This window comes from Actinokineospora alba, from assembly GCF_004362515.1.
Lineage (GTDB): Bacteria > Actinomycetota > Actinomycetes > Mycobacteriales > Pseudonocardiaceae > Actinokineospora > Actinokineospora alba.
Genome location: NZ_SNXU01000001.1, coordinates 4,618,700 through 4,634,459, shown reverse-complemented (window position 1 = coordinate 4,634,459; position 15,760 = coordinate 4,618,700). Strand labels below are relative to the sequence as shown.

The 15,760-nt window shown below is 69.3% G+C and carries 13 protein-coding genes and 1 pseudogene; 5 read left to right on the top strand and 9 right to left on the bottom strand.

From position 1 onward, the window contains the following. Positions 1–134 precede the first annotated feature (134 nt). The 3 genes from C8E96_RS21410 to C8E96_RS21400 form a co-directional block, all read right to left on the bottom strand. Positions 135–2,705, bottom strand: coding sequence for a helix-turn-helix transcriptional regulator (locus C8E96_RS21410; RefSeq protein WP_166658070.1), 2,571 nt, complete (start codon positions 2,703–2,705; stop codon positions 135–137). Between the two features lie 194 nt (positions 2,706–2,899). Further along, positions 2,900–4,405 carry a HEAT repeat domain-containing protein gene (locus tag C8E96_RS21405; protein WP_091375289.1) on the bottom strand — a complete coding sequence of 502 codons (1,506 nt, stop codon included), beginning with the start codon at positions 4,403–4,405 and terminating at the stop codon, positions 2,900–2,902. Further along, positions 4,374–4,679, bottom strand: coding sequence for a hypothetical protein (locus tag C8E96_RS21400; protein WP_091375286.1), 306 nt, complete (start codon positions 4,677–4,679; stop codon positions 4,374–4,376). Before C8E96_RS21400 ends, C8E96_RS21405 begins: the two co-directional genes overlap by 32 nt. 54 nt (positions 4,680–4,733) lie before the next feature. Here C8E96_RS21400 and C8E96_RS34665 point away from each other — a divergent pair. Beyond that, a pseudogene (locus tag C8E96_RS34665) lies at positions 4,734–5,096 on the top strand (DUF3558 family protein); the annotation flags it as partial. A gap of 51 nt (positions 5,097–5,147) precedes the next feature. On the opposite strand, the gene C8E96_RS34145 reads toward C8E96_RS34665, so the two are convergent. Then, positions 5,148–6,533: an alpha/beta hydrolase family protein gene (locus tag C8E96_RS34145; RefSeq protein ID WP_228769907.1), complete on the bottom strand. Its 1,386-nt coding sequence runs from the start codon at positions 6,531–6,533 to the stop codon at positions 5,148–5,150. Between the two features lie 77 nt (positions 6,534–6,610). Here C8E96_RS34145 and C8E96_RS21390 point away from each other — a divergent pair, with 77 nt between their 5' ends. Continuing rightward, a complete protein-coding gene (locus C8E96_RS21390; protein WP_091375284.1) occupies positions 6,611–7,576 on the top strand; it encodes an ArsR/SmtB family transcription factor in 966 nt (321 codons plus the stop codon). Between the two features lie 4 nt (positions 7,577–7,580). Here C8E96_RS21390 and C8E96_RS21385 read toward each other — a convergent pair whose 3' ends face one another. Beyond that, entirely contained in the window at positions 7,581–8,027 is a 447-nt protein-coding gene (locus C8E96_RS21385; protein WP_091375281.1) for a DUF1772 domain-containing protein, read from the bottom strand. A gap of 89 nt (positions 8,028–8,116) precedes the next feature. Between C8E96_RS21385 and C8E96_RS21380 the strand changes: the two genes are divergently transcribed. Next, complete coding sequence (locus C8E96_RS21380) at positions 8,117–8,692, top strand: TetR/AcrR family transcriptional regulator (protein WP_091375278.1); 576 nt, start codon at positions 8,117–8,119, stop codon at positions 8,690–8,692. Between the two features lie 34 nt (positions 8,693–8,726). Here the strand turns inward: C8E96_RS21380 and C8E96_RS21375 are convergent, their stop codons facing one another. Genes C8E96_RS21375 through C8E96_RS21360 form a run of 4 tightly spaced genes read right to left on the bottom strand, consistent with a single transcriptional unit; the run spans position 8,727 to position 13,054 of the window. Further along, entirely contained in the window at positions 8,727–10,007 is a 1,281-nt protein-coding gene (locus C8E96_RS21375; RefSeq protein WP_091375274.1) for a Gfo/Idh/MocA family protein, read from the bottom strand. An 11-nt stretch (positions 10,008–10,018) separates the two neighbouring features. Further along, positions 10,019–10,825 (bottom strand): carbohydrate ABC transporter permease, encoded by an 807-nt coding sequence (locus tag C8E96_RS21370; RefSeq protein WP_091375271.1) that lies wholly within the window; start codon positions 10,823–10,825, stop codon positions 10,019–10,021. Further along, positions 10,825–11,757: a carbohydrate ABC transporter permease gene (locus tag C8E96_RS21365; RefSeq protein ID WP_091375267.1), complete on the bottom strand. Its 933-nt coding sequence runs from the start codon at positions 11,755–11,757 to the stop codon at positions 10,825–10,827. Before C8E96_RS21365 ends, C8E96_RS21370 begins: the two co-directional genes overlap by 1 nt. Next, entirely contained in the window at positions 11,750–13,054 is a 1,305-nt protein-coding gene (locus C8E96_RS21360; protein WP_091375263.1) for an ABC transporter substrate-binding protein, read from the bottom strand. Before C8E96_RS21360 ends, C8E96_RS21365 begins: the two co-directional genes overlap by 8 nt. A 128-nt stretch (positions 13,055–13,182) precedes the next feature. On the opposite strand from C8E96_RS21360, the gene C8E96_RS21355 reads away from it, so the two are divergent. Continuing rightward, a complete protein-coding gene (locus C8E96_RS21355; RefSeq protein ID WP_166658069.1) occupies positions 13,183–14,322 on the top strand; it encodes an ROK family transcriptional regulator in 1,140 nt (379 codons plus the stop codon). 141 nt (positions 14,323–14,463) lie between these two features. Further along, positions 14,464–15,729 (top strand): glycoside hydrolase family 16 protein, encoded by a 1,266-nt coding sequence (locus C8E96_RS21350; RefSeq protein ID WP_228769906.1) that lies wholly within the window; start codon positions 14,464–14,466, stop codon positions 15,727–15,729. Positions 15,730–15,760 lie beyond the last annotated feature (31 nt).

Genomic DNA, 15,760 nt, shown 5'->3' with positions numbered 1-15,760 from the left:
CACGACCGGGTGCGGTCGAGGCTGGGGCAGGCACCAGGTGAGTCACGCCAGGCGCGACCGCCAAGTCGACGGATCGGGCTCGGCACCCCGTTTGGCCAGATGCGTTTGGCCAGATGCCGAGTGCGCCCGGATGGTCATCGTTCGAACTTGCGGATGGCTTCGGCCTGGCTGTGCACGCCGAGCTTGGCCAAAATCGCGGCGATGTGGTGGCTTGTGGTTTTCGGTGAGATGAACAGCCGCGTGGCGATCTCGGCGCCGGAGAGCCCTTGTCGCAGCAGGTCGAGGACTTCGCGCTCGCGGCTGGTCAGCCCATGGCGGTCGGCCCTGGTGGCGGGCCGCGGGCCGCGGGTGCCGTACCGGACTCCGAGTTCCCGCAGCCGCGCTCGCCCCCGCGCCGCGGCGGGCCGGGCCCCGAGCGACTCGAAGGTGGCCACCGCGCCGATCACCGCGTCGGCGTCGCCCGCGAGCCGGGCGAGTGCCGCGTCATAGTGGCAGCCCAGTGCCTCCCACGATTGGGCCGCGGCCAGCCACTCCCCCGCCAGTTCGAGGGCGAACGGGCCGGTCGCCCTCGCACCCGGCACGACGTCGCCGGCGAGTCGAACCCATCGGGCGACGCCCCCCACGGCCCACGGATCACTGTCCGCCGTGACCGCGGCCAGTCCACGGCGCGATTCGGCGACGGCGGCGACGTCGTCTCCGCACAACCAGGCCGCCTCCGCGCGAACCTCCCAGACCGGGCCCATCCGGACCAGGTCGCTCGGCTCACCCAGGCCTGCCGCCTCATCGAGCAGCGGCCAGACCTCCGGGTCGCCTCGGCGGGCCCGCACGAGGGCCAGCGCGAGCAGCGGGAAGATCCGGCTCACCGGTGGCAGCGAACGCAGCCGCAGCACAGCCGCGGCTTCCTCAGCGGCTTGGTCCCATTGCCCGCGGTGCACGCGGCCGAAGGACCGGGCACCGCGCAGGTAGTCGAGGAACATGTCCAGATCGAAGTCACGGCAGTGGGCGACGGCCCGGTCGTCGTAGACCTGGGCCCGCTCGAAGTCGCGGTGCACCATCGCCACAGCCGAGATCACCGGGCCGAACATGCCCGCGTGTTCGACCAGATTCTGCTCCCGCGCGGCACACCACACCCGTTCGAGTTCATCCCAGCCACGGTCGTGGCACAGGACTTGCGCGATCGCCGCGTGGAACTGAGCCCGCACGACGACGCCCGCGTCGCCGATGCGCCGACCGACTTCGACCGCCCGTCGGGCATTCGCCTCGGTCGCCGCGAGGTCGCAGTCGAAGCTGGCCTGCTCGGCGACGTTCACATACGCCCTCGCCAGTTCCAGGCTCGGTTCGCCCTCCCGCAGCAGCCGCACCGCCCGCAGCCCGCACTCACGCGCCTCGCGATTGCGACTGAGCAGCCAGAGCATGTAAGAGGTCCATCGCAGCGCGTCGCCCTCACGCAACCGGTCACCGATCTGGTGCCGCAGCTCCCGGGCCTGGCCCCAGGCGTCGACCGCCTCGGGGATGAGCCCGGTCATGTAACAGGAGAACGCGCGCCCCTCCAACAGTTCCGCGCGCCGCACGACCGGCGATGTCGCCGCGTGCCGCAGCGCCCGTGCGTACTGAGCCGCCGCTTCCCGGTGCGCGCCAAGGCTGGACGCGTGCCGGGCAGCCCTGGGCGCGTAGTCGAGGACCGCCCCGCGGTCGCCCGCCTCCTCCGCGTGAAACGCCAGCCGCGGCAACTCGTCGGCGCCGACCGGGCCGGAACGCAGCGCCGCCAACACGTCGGCGTGCAACCTGACGCGCCGAAACTCCGGGATCGTCGCCAACACCACCATCCGCGCCAGCTCATGGCGAAAGGCGGGCGACCGGCCCTCCTGCTGCAGCATCCCGGCCGAGAGCGCCGTCTCGACCGGGCCGTCGGGCTGGGAGATCACCTGCGCGAGCAGGTCAAGCGGCGCGGGCGACCCGATCACCGCGACCGCCTCCACCACCTGTTTCACGGCGGCGGGCAACCTCGCGAGCCTGCCAAGCACCGCCTCGCGAACAGTGGCCGGAACCCCGGACGCGCCCGCGGACAACACCTCGGTGACGAAGAACGGGTTGCCCCCGGTCGCCTGGTACAGCACTTCAGGGTCGTGCCGTCCGCCTGCCGCCAGCCGCCCGACGCCGACCTTGCTGAGTGGTTCCAGGTCGTGCCGGTGCACCGCCGCGCAGCCCGCCAAGTCGCCCAGCACCACCGTCAGCGGATGCGTCGGCCCGACCTCGTCGTCCCGATATGTGACGAGCATCAGCACTCGCGCGGTATCGATCCGACGGGCGAGATAGCGGATGAAGTCCAAGGTGGCGCCGTCAGCCCAATGGACGTCCTCGAACACCAGCACGACCGGTCGCGCGCTGGAACGCAGCTCACCCAGGACCGACCGGAACACCCCGGCCGAACCCGCCCCATCCCTGAGCGCGACCTCCACCTCCGGACCGAGATCACCAGCGACATCCGCCAGCGGACCCAGCGGCCGAGGAGTGCTCAACGGATCGCAGCGACCCACCAGGACACAGGCGGTGTCCGCACTCTCACGGGCGAACGCGGCGATCACCGCGGTTTTGCCAATGCCTGCCTCGCCACGCAGCAGCACCAGCCGGCCAGAGCCTCGCGCGACCTCCACCAGGTGCTCGGCCAGCGCGTCGAGGACCGCTCCACGCTCCAGCAATTCCACAACAACGAAGTATCGGCGCTCACCGTCGAATCCGCCCGGCCGTCGTGAAGCCCAAGGGTCAGCCAGTGCCTGCCCTGCGGAAGGCAGGCTCCAGCGTTCCACCGTGGAAGAGGAAGCCCGCTCCGCCTGATCGACTCACTGCGCCTCCACCTGGAAGCGGTCAACGTCGGCGCCACGATCCGGCCACAGCGTCATCACTGGGTACCCGGCCTGACCCAACGCCGCGGCCAGTCCTCAAGGTCGATGAGTTCCTCGTCGCCGACAAGGAGCGTGTAGAGCGGTTCGGCCGGGAAGTCGTTGACCCGGATGACGAAGTCCTTGCCGCGCCACGTGGCGCGGTACGGGAACTCGCCGTCGCCGGTTCGCTTCCACTCGATCACCGCGGACTCGGGGTTCCGGTCGGCCAGCGGTTCGAGGCGGGCGACCAACTCGTCAAGACCGATCCGCCGGCTGGGGTCGGGTTCGAGTCCGGCGTCGATGAGCGCACCCAGGTCAGGTTCCCCGGTCCACGGCATGCGTTCGCCGACCATGATCGCGATCGCGTTGGTCGTGCCCGCGCCGGTGAAGGGATGGCCGCCGACCCGGTCGGCGAGGACGGCGGTCAGCGCGAACACGTCCGCAGCCGCGCCCGCGGGATCGCCGTTGAGCTGTTCCGGCGCGACAAAGAAGTGTTCGAAAGCGGGTGGAACGCCGTAGCAGGGCCAACTCGCCGTGGCGAGGAACGGCTCGCACCGCGGCACGATCCCGGTGACCCGGTCGCCGTCGACGTAGATCAGCTCGGGCCGCAGTCCTCCCAGGGTGATGCCCTCGGCGTGCGCGCGCCGCAGGATCGCGGCGACCTGCAGCCCCACCCGGGCCGCCGACCCCACGTCGAGTTCCCCGACCGGTGCGCCCTCGGGCTCGAGTTCGACCAGCCCGGTGCACACCATGCCGTTGCCCGCGTCGAGGTCGCCGATGTGCAGCAACGGCGCCACCCCCTCGATGTCGAACGCGAGCCGGTCGAGCAGCGTCGGGGTGGTCTCGGTCTGTTTGGTGCCGAGCGAGATCAGCACCGGGTGCTCGGGCGACTCGGCGCGATACCGGCCCCGGTCCGGGGTGCCGCCGAGCTGGTCGATGATCACGAACTGCCCGATCGACTCCCCGAACGGGAACTCCCGCCCCCGCGCCCACCGTGACAGCGGGCGTGCCGCCCGCGCCGCGATTCTCGGCGGCACGGGTATCCCGGCCTCCCGCAGCTTGCCGTCGAGCAGCGCCCAGTCCGCGCGCGCGTCGAACCCGGGGGTCGTGCTCCCCATCGGCACCTCCCCGCGCGCCACCACACCGGTCGCCACCAACGCGGCGATGAACGCGGCGTCGCGCACCCTTTCGTCCTCCCCGACGTTAAGCGCGACCCCGAGCAGGCGCTGGAGCAGGTCACGGTCCTGCGCCGCGAAGTGCCCAAGACCCATGGCCGCGGCCGACCGCACGCCTTCGTCGGGGTCTTCGGTGAGCAGCCGGATGGCCGTGGGCTTGTGCTCGGGAAGGCGGAGATGGAACACGAGGGTGCGCACGGCGGCTTCGCGCAGGAAGTCGGTGTCGGACGTCAGGTAGGGCACGACCTGGTCGGCCAGATCCCGGCGGCCCTGCTTGCCGATGTCGATCAGGTCGCTGTAGATGTCGTGGGGTTGCTCACGAGTAGTAGTCCCTGTCCGGCCGCACATCGCGCGCCCCGATCGTCGGCAGTACCCGCGTCAGCAGGGTGTCAACAAGGACGTCGAACTGTGCCGGGTCGTTGCCCGTGAACTTGAAATCGAGGCAGTAGTGGCCCTCGTCCTCGAAGACCCGAATATTCGTCTCGTTCACGCGGGTCCACAGGTAGTCCCCCAGGGACTCGCTGTCGCGCTCCGTCCAGGTCCACGGGCCGCGTCCGACCACGGCGGCGATGTCCGCGAAGGACAGATCGCTCACGAAGGCGTAGCCGCGAAAAACAATCACGGCGTCGATGGTAGGCCGGTGATTACGCTCATCGGATGACATTGCGGCCGGCGGATCTGCTGGCCGGGCTGTCCCGGCTCGCCGACCTGGGCTTGGGGCACCTCCGATCCGTGTGCGAGCCTCACTTCCCAGCAGCGCACGAAACTCCGGTTAGAGCCAGGCGAACCGTTTGAGACAGATCGCCCAATCGGGTGCAGTCACCTTGTCGACGGGGATCACGCGCAGGCTGATGTCGGCATTAAGTCTCCTGCTGGTAGAAGTCTCGAAGAGCACTACCGCAACTCGAAGAATCCGGATGCGTGGGAGCTGTGGGAGCCGTTCGAAATCGATGGTTACCCGGCAGTCAGATACAACAAGATCCGGGAAGACCGTTCGCGGTGCTTTGTGGCGTTGGGAGTCAACGACGCCCGTTTACTGATCTTGTCTTCACGGGCCGATTGCAGCCTCGTAGTCGACGCCCTACCGACTTCACCAGGGGAATGGGCGCGGCAGTTTCGCCGGCCGGACGTCGACGAACGCGGCGGGTACGGTGGCGGTGCCGTCGGCGTAGTAGCTCCACATGGTGCGGTATTCGTCGCCGTAGTTGTTTGCTGTGGTGGTCAGGGCGGCGGCGGTGGTGTCGGCCCACGCGCCGGTGTCGAGGCGGTGTTCCAGGGCGAGGAGGGCGGCGATTTCCTCTGCGGCGGTGAAGAAGCAGTGGTTTGCGCGCTCGACGTAGGCCTGGCGTAGGTTCGCGGACCGGCCGAACTGGGCCGCGTTGTCGGCGTACCAGCGCTGCGCCTCGACGACGTCGGTGCCGTCGCCGGTGGAGTGCAGGGTCAGCGTCGGGACGGACACCAGTCCGCTGGTCGCCGACTCGGCGGTCAGCTTCGCCACGGCGCGTGGGTCGGCGGCGATCTTCGGCGCGGCGTTCAGCGTCGCCAGGTCGGTGGCCAGGTCCAGCCCGGCGGCGGCGTACAGCCTCTCCACCAGCGCGCGCTGGCTGGACTTCGCGAGTTGGGCGCGGTAGTCGACGCCGGTGTTCCAGCTCGGGTTGCCGCCGAGTTCGCGCTCCAGGTGCGCACGGCCGTGGCCGAACATCGAGCTGCCGATCTGGTAGCGCATGAGCAGGTAGAGGTGGGTCGCGGATTCGGCGTCGTCGGTGGGCCGCGGCGCGAGCGAGTCGACCCACGCCGGGATGTCGCCGAACGACGCGGCCAGCGCGAGCCGGGCCTGGCTCGCCGGGCTGTTCAGGGCGGCCCGGATCAGGGGGTTCGCCAGGTCCTGGTTGGCCACCGGGTCGGTGATGCCGGTGATCTTCACCGGGTGCTCGGCCCAGAGCAAGGTCTTCAACGCGAACGCCACGTCGAACAGTCCATTGTGGTGCGAGACCGACCCGGCGATCGGCGCGCACATCGGCAGAGCGCCGGAGATGCGGGAAGGGTGCCGCTCGGCGAGCACGGTGGTGACCTGCCCGCCGAGCGACTTGCCCCACGCGATGACGCGGCGCGGGCGCGCCACTTCCGCTGTGAACCTGTCCAGGACCGCGAGCTGCTCGCGCACGATCGTGGAGCTGGTGTACGGCGTCATGGCGAACTGCGTGCCTGCCATCGCGTACCCCCTGTCGAGGAGCCACGCGCGTAAAGCCGGGTGGTCGCTGTCGACCTCCGGCGCGGGTTTCGGGGCGCCGGGCGTGGCGAAGTAGCCGTGGCTCCAGAGCAGCACCGTGCCGTTCCACCTCGACGGCACCTCGATCACGAACGGCGTGGTCCCGATCGTGCCCTCGATCCTGCGGGAGGAGGCGGCGGAGGCGGGACCGGCCAGCCCGGCCACGGCGAGGAGAAGGGTGGCGAACAGCAGGAAGAGTCGGCGCATGGCGGCGAGTCTGGGGCGCTCCCCGGCACCGCCGCCATCCTTTCGGGCACCGGCGAAACCTGCGAGGATCTCGCGCAATGCTCCGGCTGCGGTTCGACCTCGACGAACTGGCCCGCACCACGCTCTCGACGTCGGGTGTCGCGGCCACGATCGAGGCCGTCTGCAGCGGCGCGCTGCTGACCACCGGCCCGCTGCCCGCGTTCGACGGGTGGCGCCGCCGGTTCCGGACGCGGGTGGACGGCCGGATGCGGCCGTTGCTCGACCTGGTGCCTCCCGTCTCCACGCCGCCCGACTTCCTGACCATCCGCACCGACGACCCGGCCGACGTGATCGAGCGCCTCGCCGCGCTGCCCGCCACCGAGATCGCCGCCGACCTGGTCGCGGCGGGCATCCGCCCGACCCGGTTCACCCGGCTGCTGGCCTCCGGCGACCGCGAGGCGCGGGCCACGGTCGGCGACGCGCTGCGGCGCTACCACCACGCGTTCGCCGACGAGTTGCCGTCGGTGAACGCGGTGATCTCAGACGATCTGGCCTACCGCGCGTCGGTGCTGGCCACGCAGGGCATCGGCGGCCTGCTGGAGTCGCTGCACCCGGCGATGCGCTGGCGCAGCCCGGTCCTGGAGATCGACGGCGGACCGGACCGCGAGGCCTCACCTGGCGGCCGCCAGGTCCGGCTGGTCCCCTCGGTGTTCATGTGGCGGCGGCCGTACGTGCTGATCGAGCCGGACGGGCCGTGCTTCATCACCTACCCGGCGCGCGGCGCGCTCCGCCTCGGCTCGACCGAACCGCAGGGCGGTGACCCGCTGGCCGACCTGCTCGGCCGAACCCGGGCGGCGGCGTTGCGCGCGATCAACGGCGGTGCCACGACCAGCGAACTGTCCGAACGGCTCGCCATCAGCCTGGCCTCGGCGTCGGAGCACGCGTCGGTGCTGCGCCGGGCCCGCCTGATCACCACCTCGCGAGAGGGCCGCGCGGTCCGGCACACGCTGACACCACTCGGGCACAACACCCTGGCAGGCGGCGCCGTCCAGACGATCCAGTGACTCGTCAGGCGAGCGCGGCGGCCAGCAGGGTGAAGGCAGCGATGATGACGGCCACGCGCACGTAGTGGTAGCGGTCCCAGCGATTCATCTGCTCCTTCCAGTCCTCGGGCCGGTTCTCGACAGTCCACGTCTTGCCCCGGTTGTTGATCGGAACGAGCAGCAGGAGCGACATGACCACGCTCACGACCAGCAGCGCGGCGGCGATGACGACCAGGACCGCGCCGGGCTGGTGCCAGCCGGCGATGGCCCACACCGCGCTCAGGATGAGGGAGCCGATGTACCAGAACGGCATCAAGGCGCCGAGCATCCGTCCGCCGTGGGCGCGGCCGAGTTGGGCGCTGTCGTCGGGGAGTGCGTTGAGGATCCGGTTGATGACGAAGGCGACGGAGAACTCCACCCCCACCATCAGACCGACGACCACGATGGTGCCGACCTGAAGTGCGTTGAGCATGGCGACCTTCCAAAATCTAGTGTTGCTAGCTGATGAAGCAACGCTAGCACTGCTGTCGCTCGATTGTCTAGCAGTGCTAGACTCGGCCCATGTCGGTACAGGAACGCAAGCAGCGCGAACAGGCCGAACGCGAGCGCCTCATCGTGGCCACGGCCCGCGAACTCGCCGAGCAGCAGGGCTGGGACGCGGTCACCACCCGCAGGCTCGCCGAGCGCATCGAATACAGCCAGCCCGTCCTCTACAGCCATTTCCGCGGCAAGCGCGAGATCATCGGCGCCGTCGCCCTCGACGGTGCCGCCGAGATGGCCGCGGCGCTGCGAACGACGTCGGCCATGGACGACCCACGCACCCGGGTCACCGCCCTTGCCCGCGCCTACCTTGACTTCGCCGAACGCCACCCGGCGGTCTATGACGCCATGTTCCAGCTCGACGGCGGCCTGACCTTCGCGAGCGAGGACACCCCGGAGCCGCTGAAGGACGCCTTCGAGGCCCTGTTGGAAAGCCTCCGCGAGGTCGCCGGGGACGGCGTCCACCCCGGACTGTTCACCGAGGTGTTCTGGGCGGCCCTGCACGGGCTGGCCACCCTGACCCGGACCGGACGGCTGCCGCGCGGGGACGCCCAGAAGCGGGTGGAACTGCTGGTGGATCGGCTCGCCGTCAGCTGACACCCAGTTCGCGAGACGGCGCGGTCGGAGCGTTTTACGACGCTGCCGCCGAGGGGTGGAAGGGCGGCTGGACAGTCACGACGGTTCCGGTGTGCCGGGCTCGCTCGGCGGCCCACACGATCTTGTGTGATTCGAGGCTTTCGCGCGGCCCGCTGGTCACGTACCGGTGCTCGCCTGTGGACAGTGCGGTGAGGAAGGCCTTGACCAGTTCCGTGTCCGCTCCCCCATGTCCGTCGGCCGCGGAGGCGCTGCCGGTCGTCGTGTCGAACGTGATGGTTTCCTGGGTGTCGGTGAGGAAGTCGTGGACGACGATGCGGCGGCCGTCGCCCTCGATGCTGCCCTGGGTGCCGAATATGCGGGTCTTGCGGAAGTCCAGGGCGCTGAAGGCGGTCATGGTGAACGACGCGGTGACACCGCCCGCGAATTCCAGGTTCACCACCTGGTGGTCGACCACGTCGTTGCGTCCGGAGTAGACACACGCGCCGTAGGGGCCTTCCTCCAGTGCCTTGCGTACGCCTTCGGGCGACACGTCGTCGGTGAGCACGCCCAGCGGCCAGCGTTCGAACACCGGGTCGCCGAGGAAGCGTTCGTAGATGCGCACCGCCGAGTAGGCGCACGAGCGTTCGACCGGGCAGCTCAGGCAGCGGTCACCGGCCCCGGCGGGCTTGTTCTCCGGGCGGAACTGGAACAGCCCGCCGAAGGAGGAGACCCGCTCGACCCGGCGGCCGATGATGTGGATGAGCCAGTCGATGTCGTGTGAGGACTTCGCAAGCAGCATCGAGGACGACGCCTCCTCCACCGCCCATTGCCCGCGGACGTAGGAATGGGCGTGGTGCCACCAGCCGACGGGCTCCAGGTGGTCGACGGTCACGATGTCGCCGACTCGGCCCGCGTCCACCAGTTCCTTGAGGCGCCGCGAGTATTCGGTGTACCGCAGCACATGGCACACGGCGAGGAGAACACCGTTGCGTTGGGCCGCGCGGACGATCCGCTCCGCGTCGGCCTGGGTGGGTGCCATCGGCTTCTCCAACAGCAGGCCGTAGCCGCGGTCGGCCAGGGCGCAGGCCGGGTCGGCGTGCAGCCGGTCGGGGGTGGCGACGATCGCGGCGTCGGCGAGCCTCGGCACGGCGACGAGGTCCGACCAGTCCGCGAAGACGTGCGAATCGGGGATGCCGAACTCGGCGGCCAGCGCGGTCGCGCGGGTGGTGTCGGGATCGGCGACGGCGACGACGGACGCGGCCCCCAGGCCGACGGCGATGCGGGCGTATGCGGCGCCGCGTGCGCCCGCGCCGACGATGGCCAGCGTGACAGTCACGGGTGATGCTCCTATTTCACGGCACCCTGGAGGATGCCCTTGATGAAGTGGCGTTGGAAGAACAGGTAGAGCAGCACGATCGGGGTGATCACGATGATGGTTCCGGCTGACAGCAAGGGGATGTTCTTGCCGAACTGCTGAACGAACTTCCCGAGACCCGCGGGCGCGGTGCGCTTCGCCGGGTCCTGGATGAGGATCAGGGCGAGCAGGAAGTGGTTCCACGCCCACATGAAGTTCAGCAGCCCCAACGTGGTCAGCGCCGGTCGCGCTGTCGGCAGCAGCACCGACACGAGCGTGCGCCAGTGCGAGGCGCCGTCCATCTCCGCTGCCTCAACCAGTTCCCGAGGCAGGGACTCGAAGTGCGCGCGCATCCAGAACACCCCGAACGGCATGAACGCGCCGATCAGCGGGAGGATCATCGCCCAGTGGCTGTTGAGCAGGTCCGCGGAGCGCATGTCGTAGTACAGCGGGATGACGATCGCCTCGAACGGCAGCGCCAGCCCCAGCATGAGCAGCGCGAACAGCGGCCCCTTGATCCGCAGCGTGCACATCGCCAGCCCGTAGCCCGCGAGGGTGGCCATCACCAGTGCGATGGGCACGACGCCGAACGCGACGATCGCGCTCGAACTGAGCAGCGACCCGAATCCGGCGGTGGTCCACGCGGTCGCGAAGTTCTCCCAGTGCGGCGACGACGGCCAGGCCAGTCCCGGCGATAGCGTCGACGGCGGCTGCAGCGCGGCCGAGAGTATTGCCAGGAAAGGGAACAGCACGGTCGCGGCCGCGAGAACCAGCGCGCCTCTCGTGAGGAACCGGGTCATCAGCGCTCCTTGGTCAGGCGGTTGATGCCGTACATCACGGCGCAGGTGAGCACGCTGAGCACGGTGGCCAGCGCACACGCGGTGCCGACCCGGCCCGCGGTGAAGACGAGTTCGTAGACCTGTACGCCGGGCACGGTGGTGGCGTGGCCGGGGCCGCCGCCGGTCATCACATACACGACGTCGAAGCCCGCCAGCGCGGCGATGATCGTCACGGTCGCGGCGACGCCGATCTCGCGGCGCAGGCTGGGAACCGTGACGTGCCAGAACTCGCGCACCGGGCCGCAACCGTCCATTTTGGCCGCTTCGTAGAGCGACGGGTCGATCCGGCCGATGCCCGAGAGCAACAACAGGAAGCACAGGCCCGTGCTAACCCACGACCCGATCAGGCCGACCGCGGGGAACGCCCAGGTGAAGTCACCGAGCCAGGCCCTGGCGAAGTCCCCGAGGCCGACCGCCACCAGCAGCTGGTTGAACGGCCCATCCTCGCTGTAGATCCATTTCCACACCACGCCGACCGCCACCAGCGGCAGGATCTGTGGCAGGAACAGCACTGTGCGGATCACCGGCATGGCCCGCCAGGGGGTGGCCGCGACCACGGCCGCGAGCACCAGTCCCAGCGCGATCGGGATGACCGTGTAGAAGATGATGAAGCCGAATGAGTTGAGCAGCGCCGCGCGGAGGGCGGGCTCCGCGAGGATCTCGGCGTAGTTGTCCAGCCCGACCCAGGTGGCCACGCCGACGCCGTTCCACTCCCACAGCGAGATCCACACACTCTGCAACCACGGCGCGATCACGAACGTCAGGTAGAACAGGAAGCCGGGAGCGATGTAGAGCAGTGGCACCAGCCGGTGGGCCCGCCGCCCGCGCCGCCGGGTGGCGGTGCCCGCCCGGGGCACCGCCACGCGACGCGGCGCGTAGGCCGTCTCAGCCATGGGTCTTGGCCCAGTCGGTCTGGATCGCGCCGATGAAACCCGCGCCGTCGGTCTTGCCCGCGATCAGCTCCTGCGTCGCGGCGGTCAGGGTGTCGCCCATCGTCGCCGTCGCGTTGTTGTTGAAGCCGACCAACCCGTTGTCCGCGTTGACCTTCGTCCAGGCCGCGACGATGTCGGACATGACCGTGCCCGGCTCGGGCTTGGCCGCGGCGACGTCGGCGGGCATGAATCCCGCCTTGAATTCCGCGGCCGACGCGGCCTCGGAGTGCAGGTAGTCAAGGAACAGCGCGGCGGCGTCGGGGTTGGCACACTTGGTCGAGATGCCGTAGGCGACCGAGGTGCCGATCGCGGTCGCCTTCGCACCGGGGAAGGCGAAGAACCCGACATCGCCGTTCATCCGCTCGCCGATCTTGGCCGCGTCCCAGTTGCCGTCGATGAAGAACACACCCTCACCCTTGGTGAACTTGTCCACCGCGCCCTGCAGGTCGACACCGTTGGCGTCGGCGGGCAGGTAGCCCTTGCCCGCCCACTCGCGCACCTTGTCCGCGCCCTGCCTGTTCCCCGGACTGTCGAAAGTGGACCCCTTGTGGCCGAAAGCCCAGTTGGCCGCCTTCTCGGCACCGTCATGGGACTGGCCGATCAACTGGACCGCGAACGAGGCGTGCCCTTCGGCGTTGCCCAGCTGCACCGGCAGTTCACCGGCGGCCTTGGCTTTGGCCAGTGCGACGTCGAATTCCGCGAGGGTCGTCGGCGGGCTGGTGATCCCGGCCTTGGCGGCCTTGGCTTTGTTGTAGTAGACGCCGACGATCGAGAACCCGGCGGGCGCGGCGTAGAGGTCGCCGAATCCCAGGGTCTTTCCGTCGCCGCCGACCCGCCACTGCGCGAGCTGCGTGCTCGGGTACACCCGGTCCCACGAGTAGGCCTTCTCGTACGCGGCAAGGCTGCGGACCAGGTTGTCCTTCACGGTGGTGCCGACCGAGTTGAGCAGCACGATGTCGGGCGACTGCGCGGAGGCCAGTGACAGGTTGAGGCTCTTGTTGTAGTCGTCGAAGTTCGTGTCCTGGTACTTGATCTTCACCGTGGGGTACTTGCCCTCGAACTGGGTGATGATCGACCTGATCGCCGCTCCGGATTCCGGAGTGGACACCAGCGACAGAGTCACCGCACTCGTGGGAGCGGTGGTCCCGACCGGGCCCTGCTGGGCGGGACCTTGCGCGTTCGAGGCGCCGGGCGGGGCGCAGGCCGCCACGAGTAGGCACGCGCCGATGCCGGTCGCGATGGTCACGTTGAGCTTCATACGACTCTCCTGAGCGGTGTGCGGCGCAGATCCGACGTGGGCCGACGGAGCACCCGCACGAGTTATGAAAGGAAGTTTTGTTTGATATGATGCGACTCCAGTGCGCAGGCGTCAAGGGGGAACTGACAATGGTGAACGAACTACCCGGTGGAGACCAGAGTGCGCTGCGCCATCTCAACACCCGACGGGTGCTTCAGCTGCTCTACAGCGGACCCGCGATGACCGTGACCGCAGTGGCGAACGCGACCGAGCTGTCTCGGCCCACCGTGCAGGCGATCCTCACCTCACTCGTCGACTCCGAGCTGCTGCGCCTCGACGGACACGACGCGGCGAAGCGGGGCGGCAGGCCTGCCCAGCGGTACCGGTTCAACAGCGACGCCGGACTGGTCGCGGGCATCGACATCGGCGCGCACACCATCGCCGTCCGCATCGCCACCCTGGGCGGCACGCTCGTCGCGGCGGTGCGCCGGGCGGTCCCGACCGACGCGGGCCACACGAGCCGGGTCGACCTGGCGATCGACGTGCTGACCAGCGCCGTTCCCCCCGGAAGCGGTCCACTGTGGGCGGCAACGGTAGGCACGCCGGGCATCGTCGATGAGCATGGCGTCGTCCGGCTGTGCGTCGCGATTCCCGAATGGACCGGTGTCGCTCTGGCCGAGGAGATCGGATCCCGCCTCGGCTGCCCGACCACGGCGATGAAGGACACCAACCTCGCCGTACTCGCCGAACACCGCGTCGGCGCGGCGCAGAACGTGCCCGACGCGCTGTACGTCCACGTCGGACACCGGCTCGGGGTCGGATTGCTGGTCGACGGCGTGCCGTTCACCGGCCGATCGGGTTCGGCGGGCGAGGTGGGCAAGCATCCCGCGTTCGGCTGGGAGGAAGCGCCGAGCAGGCTCGCCGCCGACGCCGGGCTCGCCGACCCGGGCAGCGAGGCCGCGAGCGAGTGGGTGTTCTCCAAGGCGCGACAGGGAGACCCGCTGCCCGTGGCCGCGGTCGACGCCTTCGCCAAGACGCTGGCGGGCGGCATCGGCGCGATGGTGCTGGCCATGGACCCGCGGCTGATCGTGGTCGGCGGCGGTCTGGCACGAGCGGGCGCGGTGATCGTCGACCCGATCCGCCGACACCTGACGGCCATCCTCTACGACGTGCCGCCACTGGCGTTGTCGGCGCTCGGTGAGGACGCGGTCGCGATCGGCGCGCTCGAAGCGGCGCGCGACCAGGTGCGACACCTGCTCGTCGCGAAAGCCGACTCCGCCGCCTCTTGACAACGCCGCATGCCGTGGGTCACATTTCAAACGAATGTTTCTTACGTAACTGACCGGACGCGCCTCTTGGGAGGGCAGTCCCGTCGGGTCCTTCCCACACGACGTGACGCGACGCGTCTCGTCGGCAGAGAGGCAGGCAGCATGCGTTTACGTCTCCGCGCGGCCGTCATCGTGGCGATGGTCGGCTGCGCGCTCCCCGGGGTCGGTTCCACCGCCCAGGCGGCGGACTTCCCACCCAACCCCACGACGAAGTCGGGCTACACACTCGACTTCCAGGAGGAGTTCTCGGGAACCTCGCTCGACACCAACCGCTGGCTTCCCTACTACCTTCCACATTGGACGGCCGACCGGGAGAAGGCCAAGGCCAGGTACACCGTGGCGAACGGCGTGCTCACCGAGCGAATCGACCCGGACACACCCGCGTGGAGCCCGGAGCATGACGGGACAGTGCGGGTCTCGAGCATCCAGAGCTACAACAAGGACTACTGGCACCGGTTCAACTCGACGGCGGTCAACCGGCACGAGCCGGACTTCAACGGATACACCACGATGTACGGCTACTTCGAGATCCGGGCGAAGAAGTCGGCCGTGGGCGGCGGCGGTCACCAGGCGTTCTGGCTGGTCGGGACGCAGGACACCAGCAGCGCCTCGCGCAACGCCGAGATCGACTTCATCGAGACCTTCTTCAGCAAGCCGGACACCTGGCGCATCGCCGCCTACGGCTGGGGCGACCCGAACTTCCTGTCGTCGTGGGTGAAACACGAGGACCCGGTTCCGAGCGGGCAGCCGACGCAGGAGTACCACGTCTACGGGATGGACTGGACTCCGACCGGACTCAACTTCTACTACGACAACCAGCTCTACAAGACGATCAACGACGCGCCGAACATGCCGATGGGCATGATCCTCGGCATCTACACCGACGCGGGATCCGGCCAGCACAACGAGGTGTGGCCCAAGAGCTGGAGCGTCGACTACATCCGGGTGTTCAAAAAGGACGGTGGGTACCCGACGTCCTACGAGCGGATGAAGAACCACCAGACCGGGCAGTACATGCACATCGAGAACAAGACCGGGAACCTGCAGTACGGATCCGTGCCCAGCACCGCGTGGAGCTCGCAGTGGACGCGGGAAACGAACGGCGAGGGCTACCAACGCTTCCGCAACCGGTGGACCGGCGAGTACCTCAACGTCGAAGCGGACAACGGTGTGGTGCACCACGGAAATCTCGCCGCCACCGCGTGGAGCAGCCAGTGGACGGCGGAGACCGTCGGCGGGTACCTCCGGTTCAAGGACCGATGGCGCGGCAAATACATGCACACCGAGGGGCTGACCGGAAACGTCCAGCACGGGACCGTGCCCAGCACGTACTGGACCAGCCAGTGGACCGCTGAACCCGCGTCCTGACCAGCAGCGTGGTGCGGGCGGGCCCACCGCC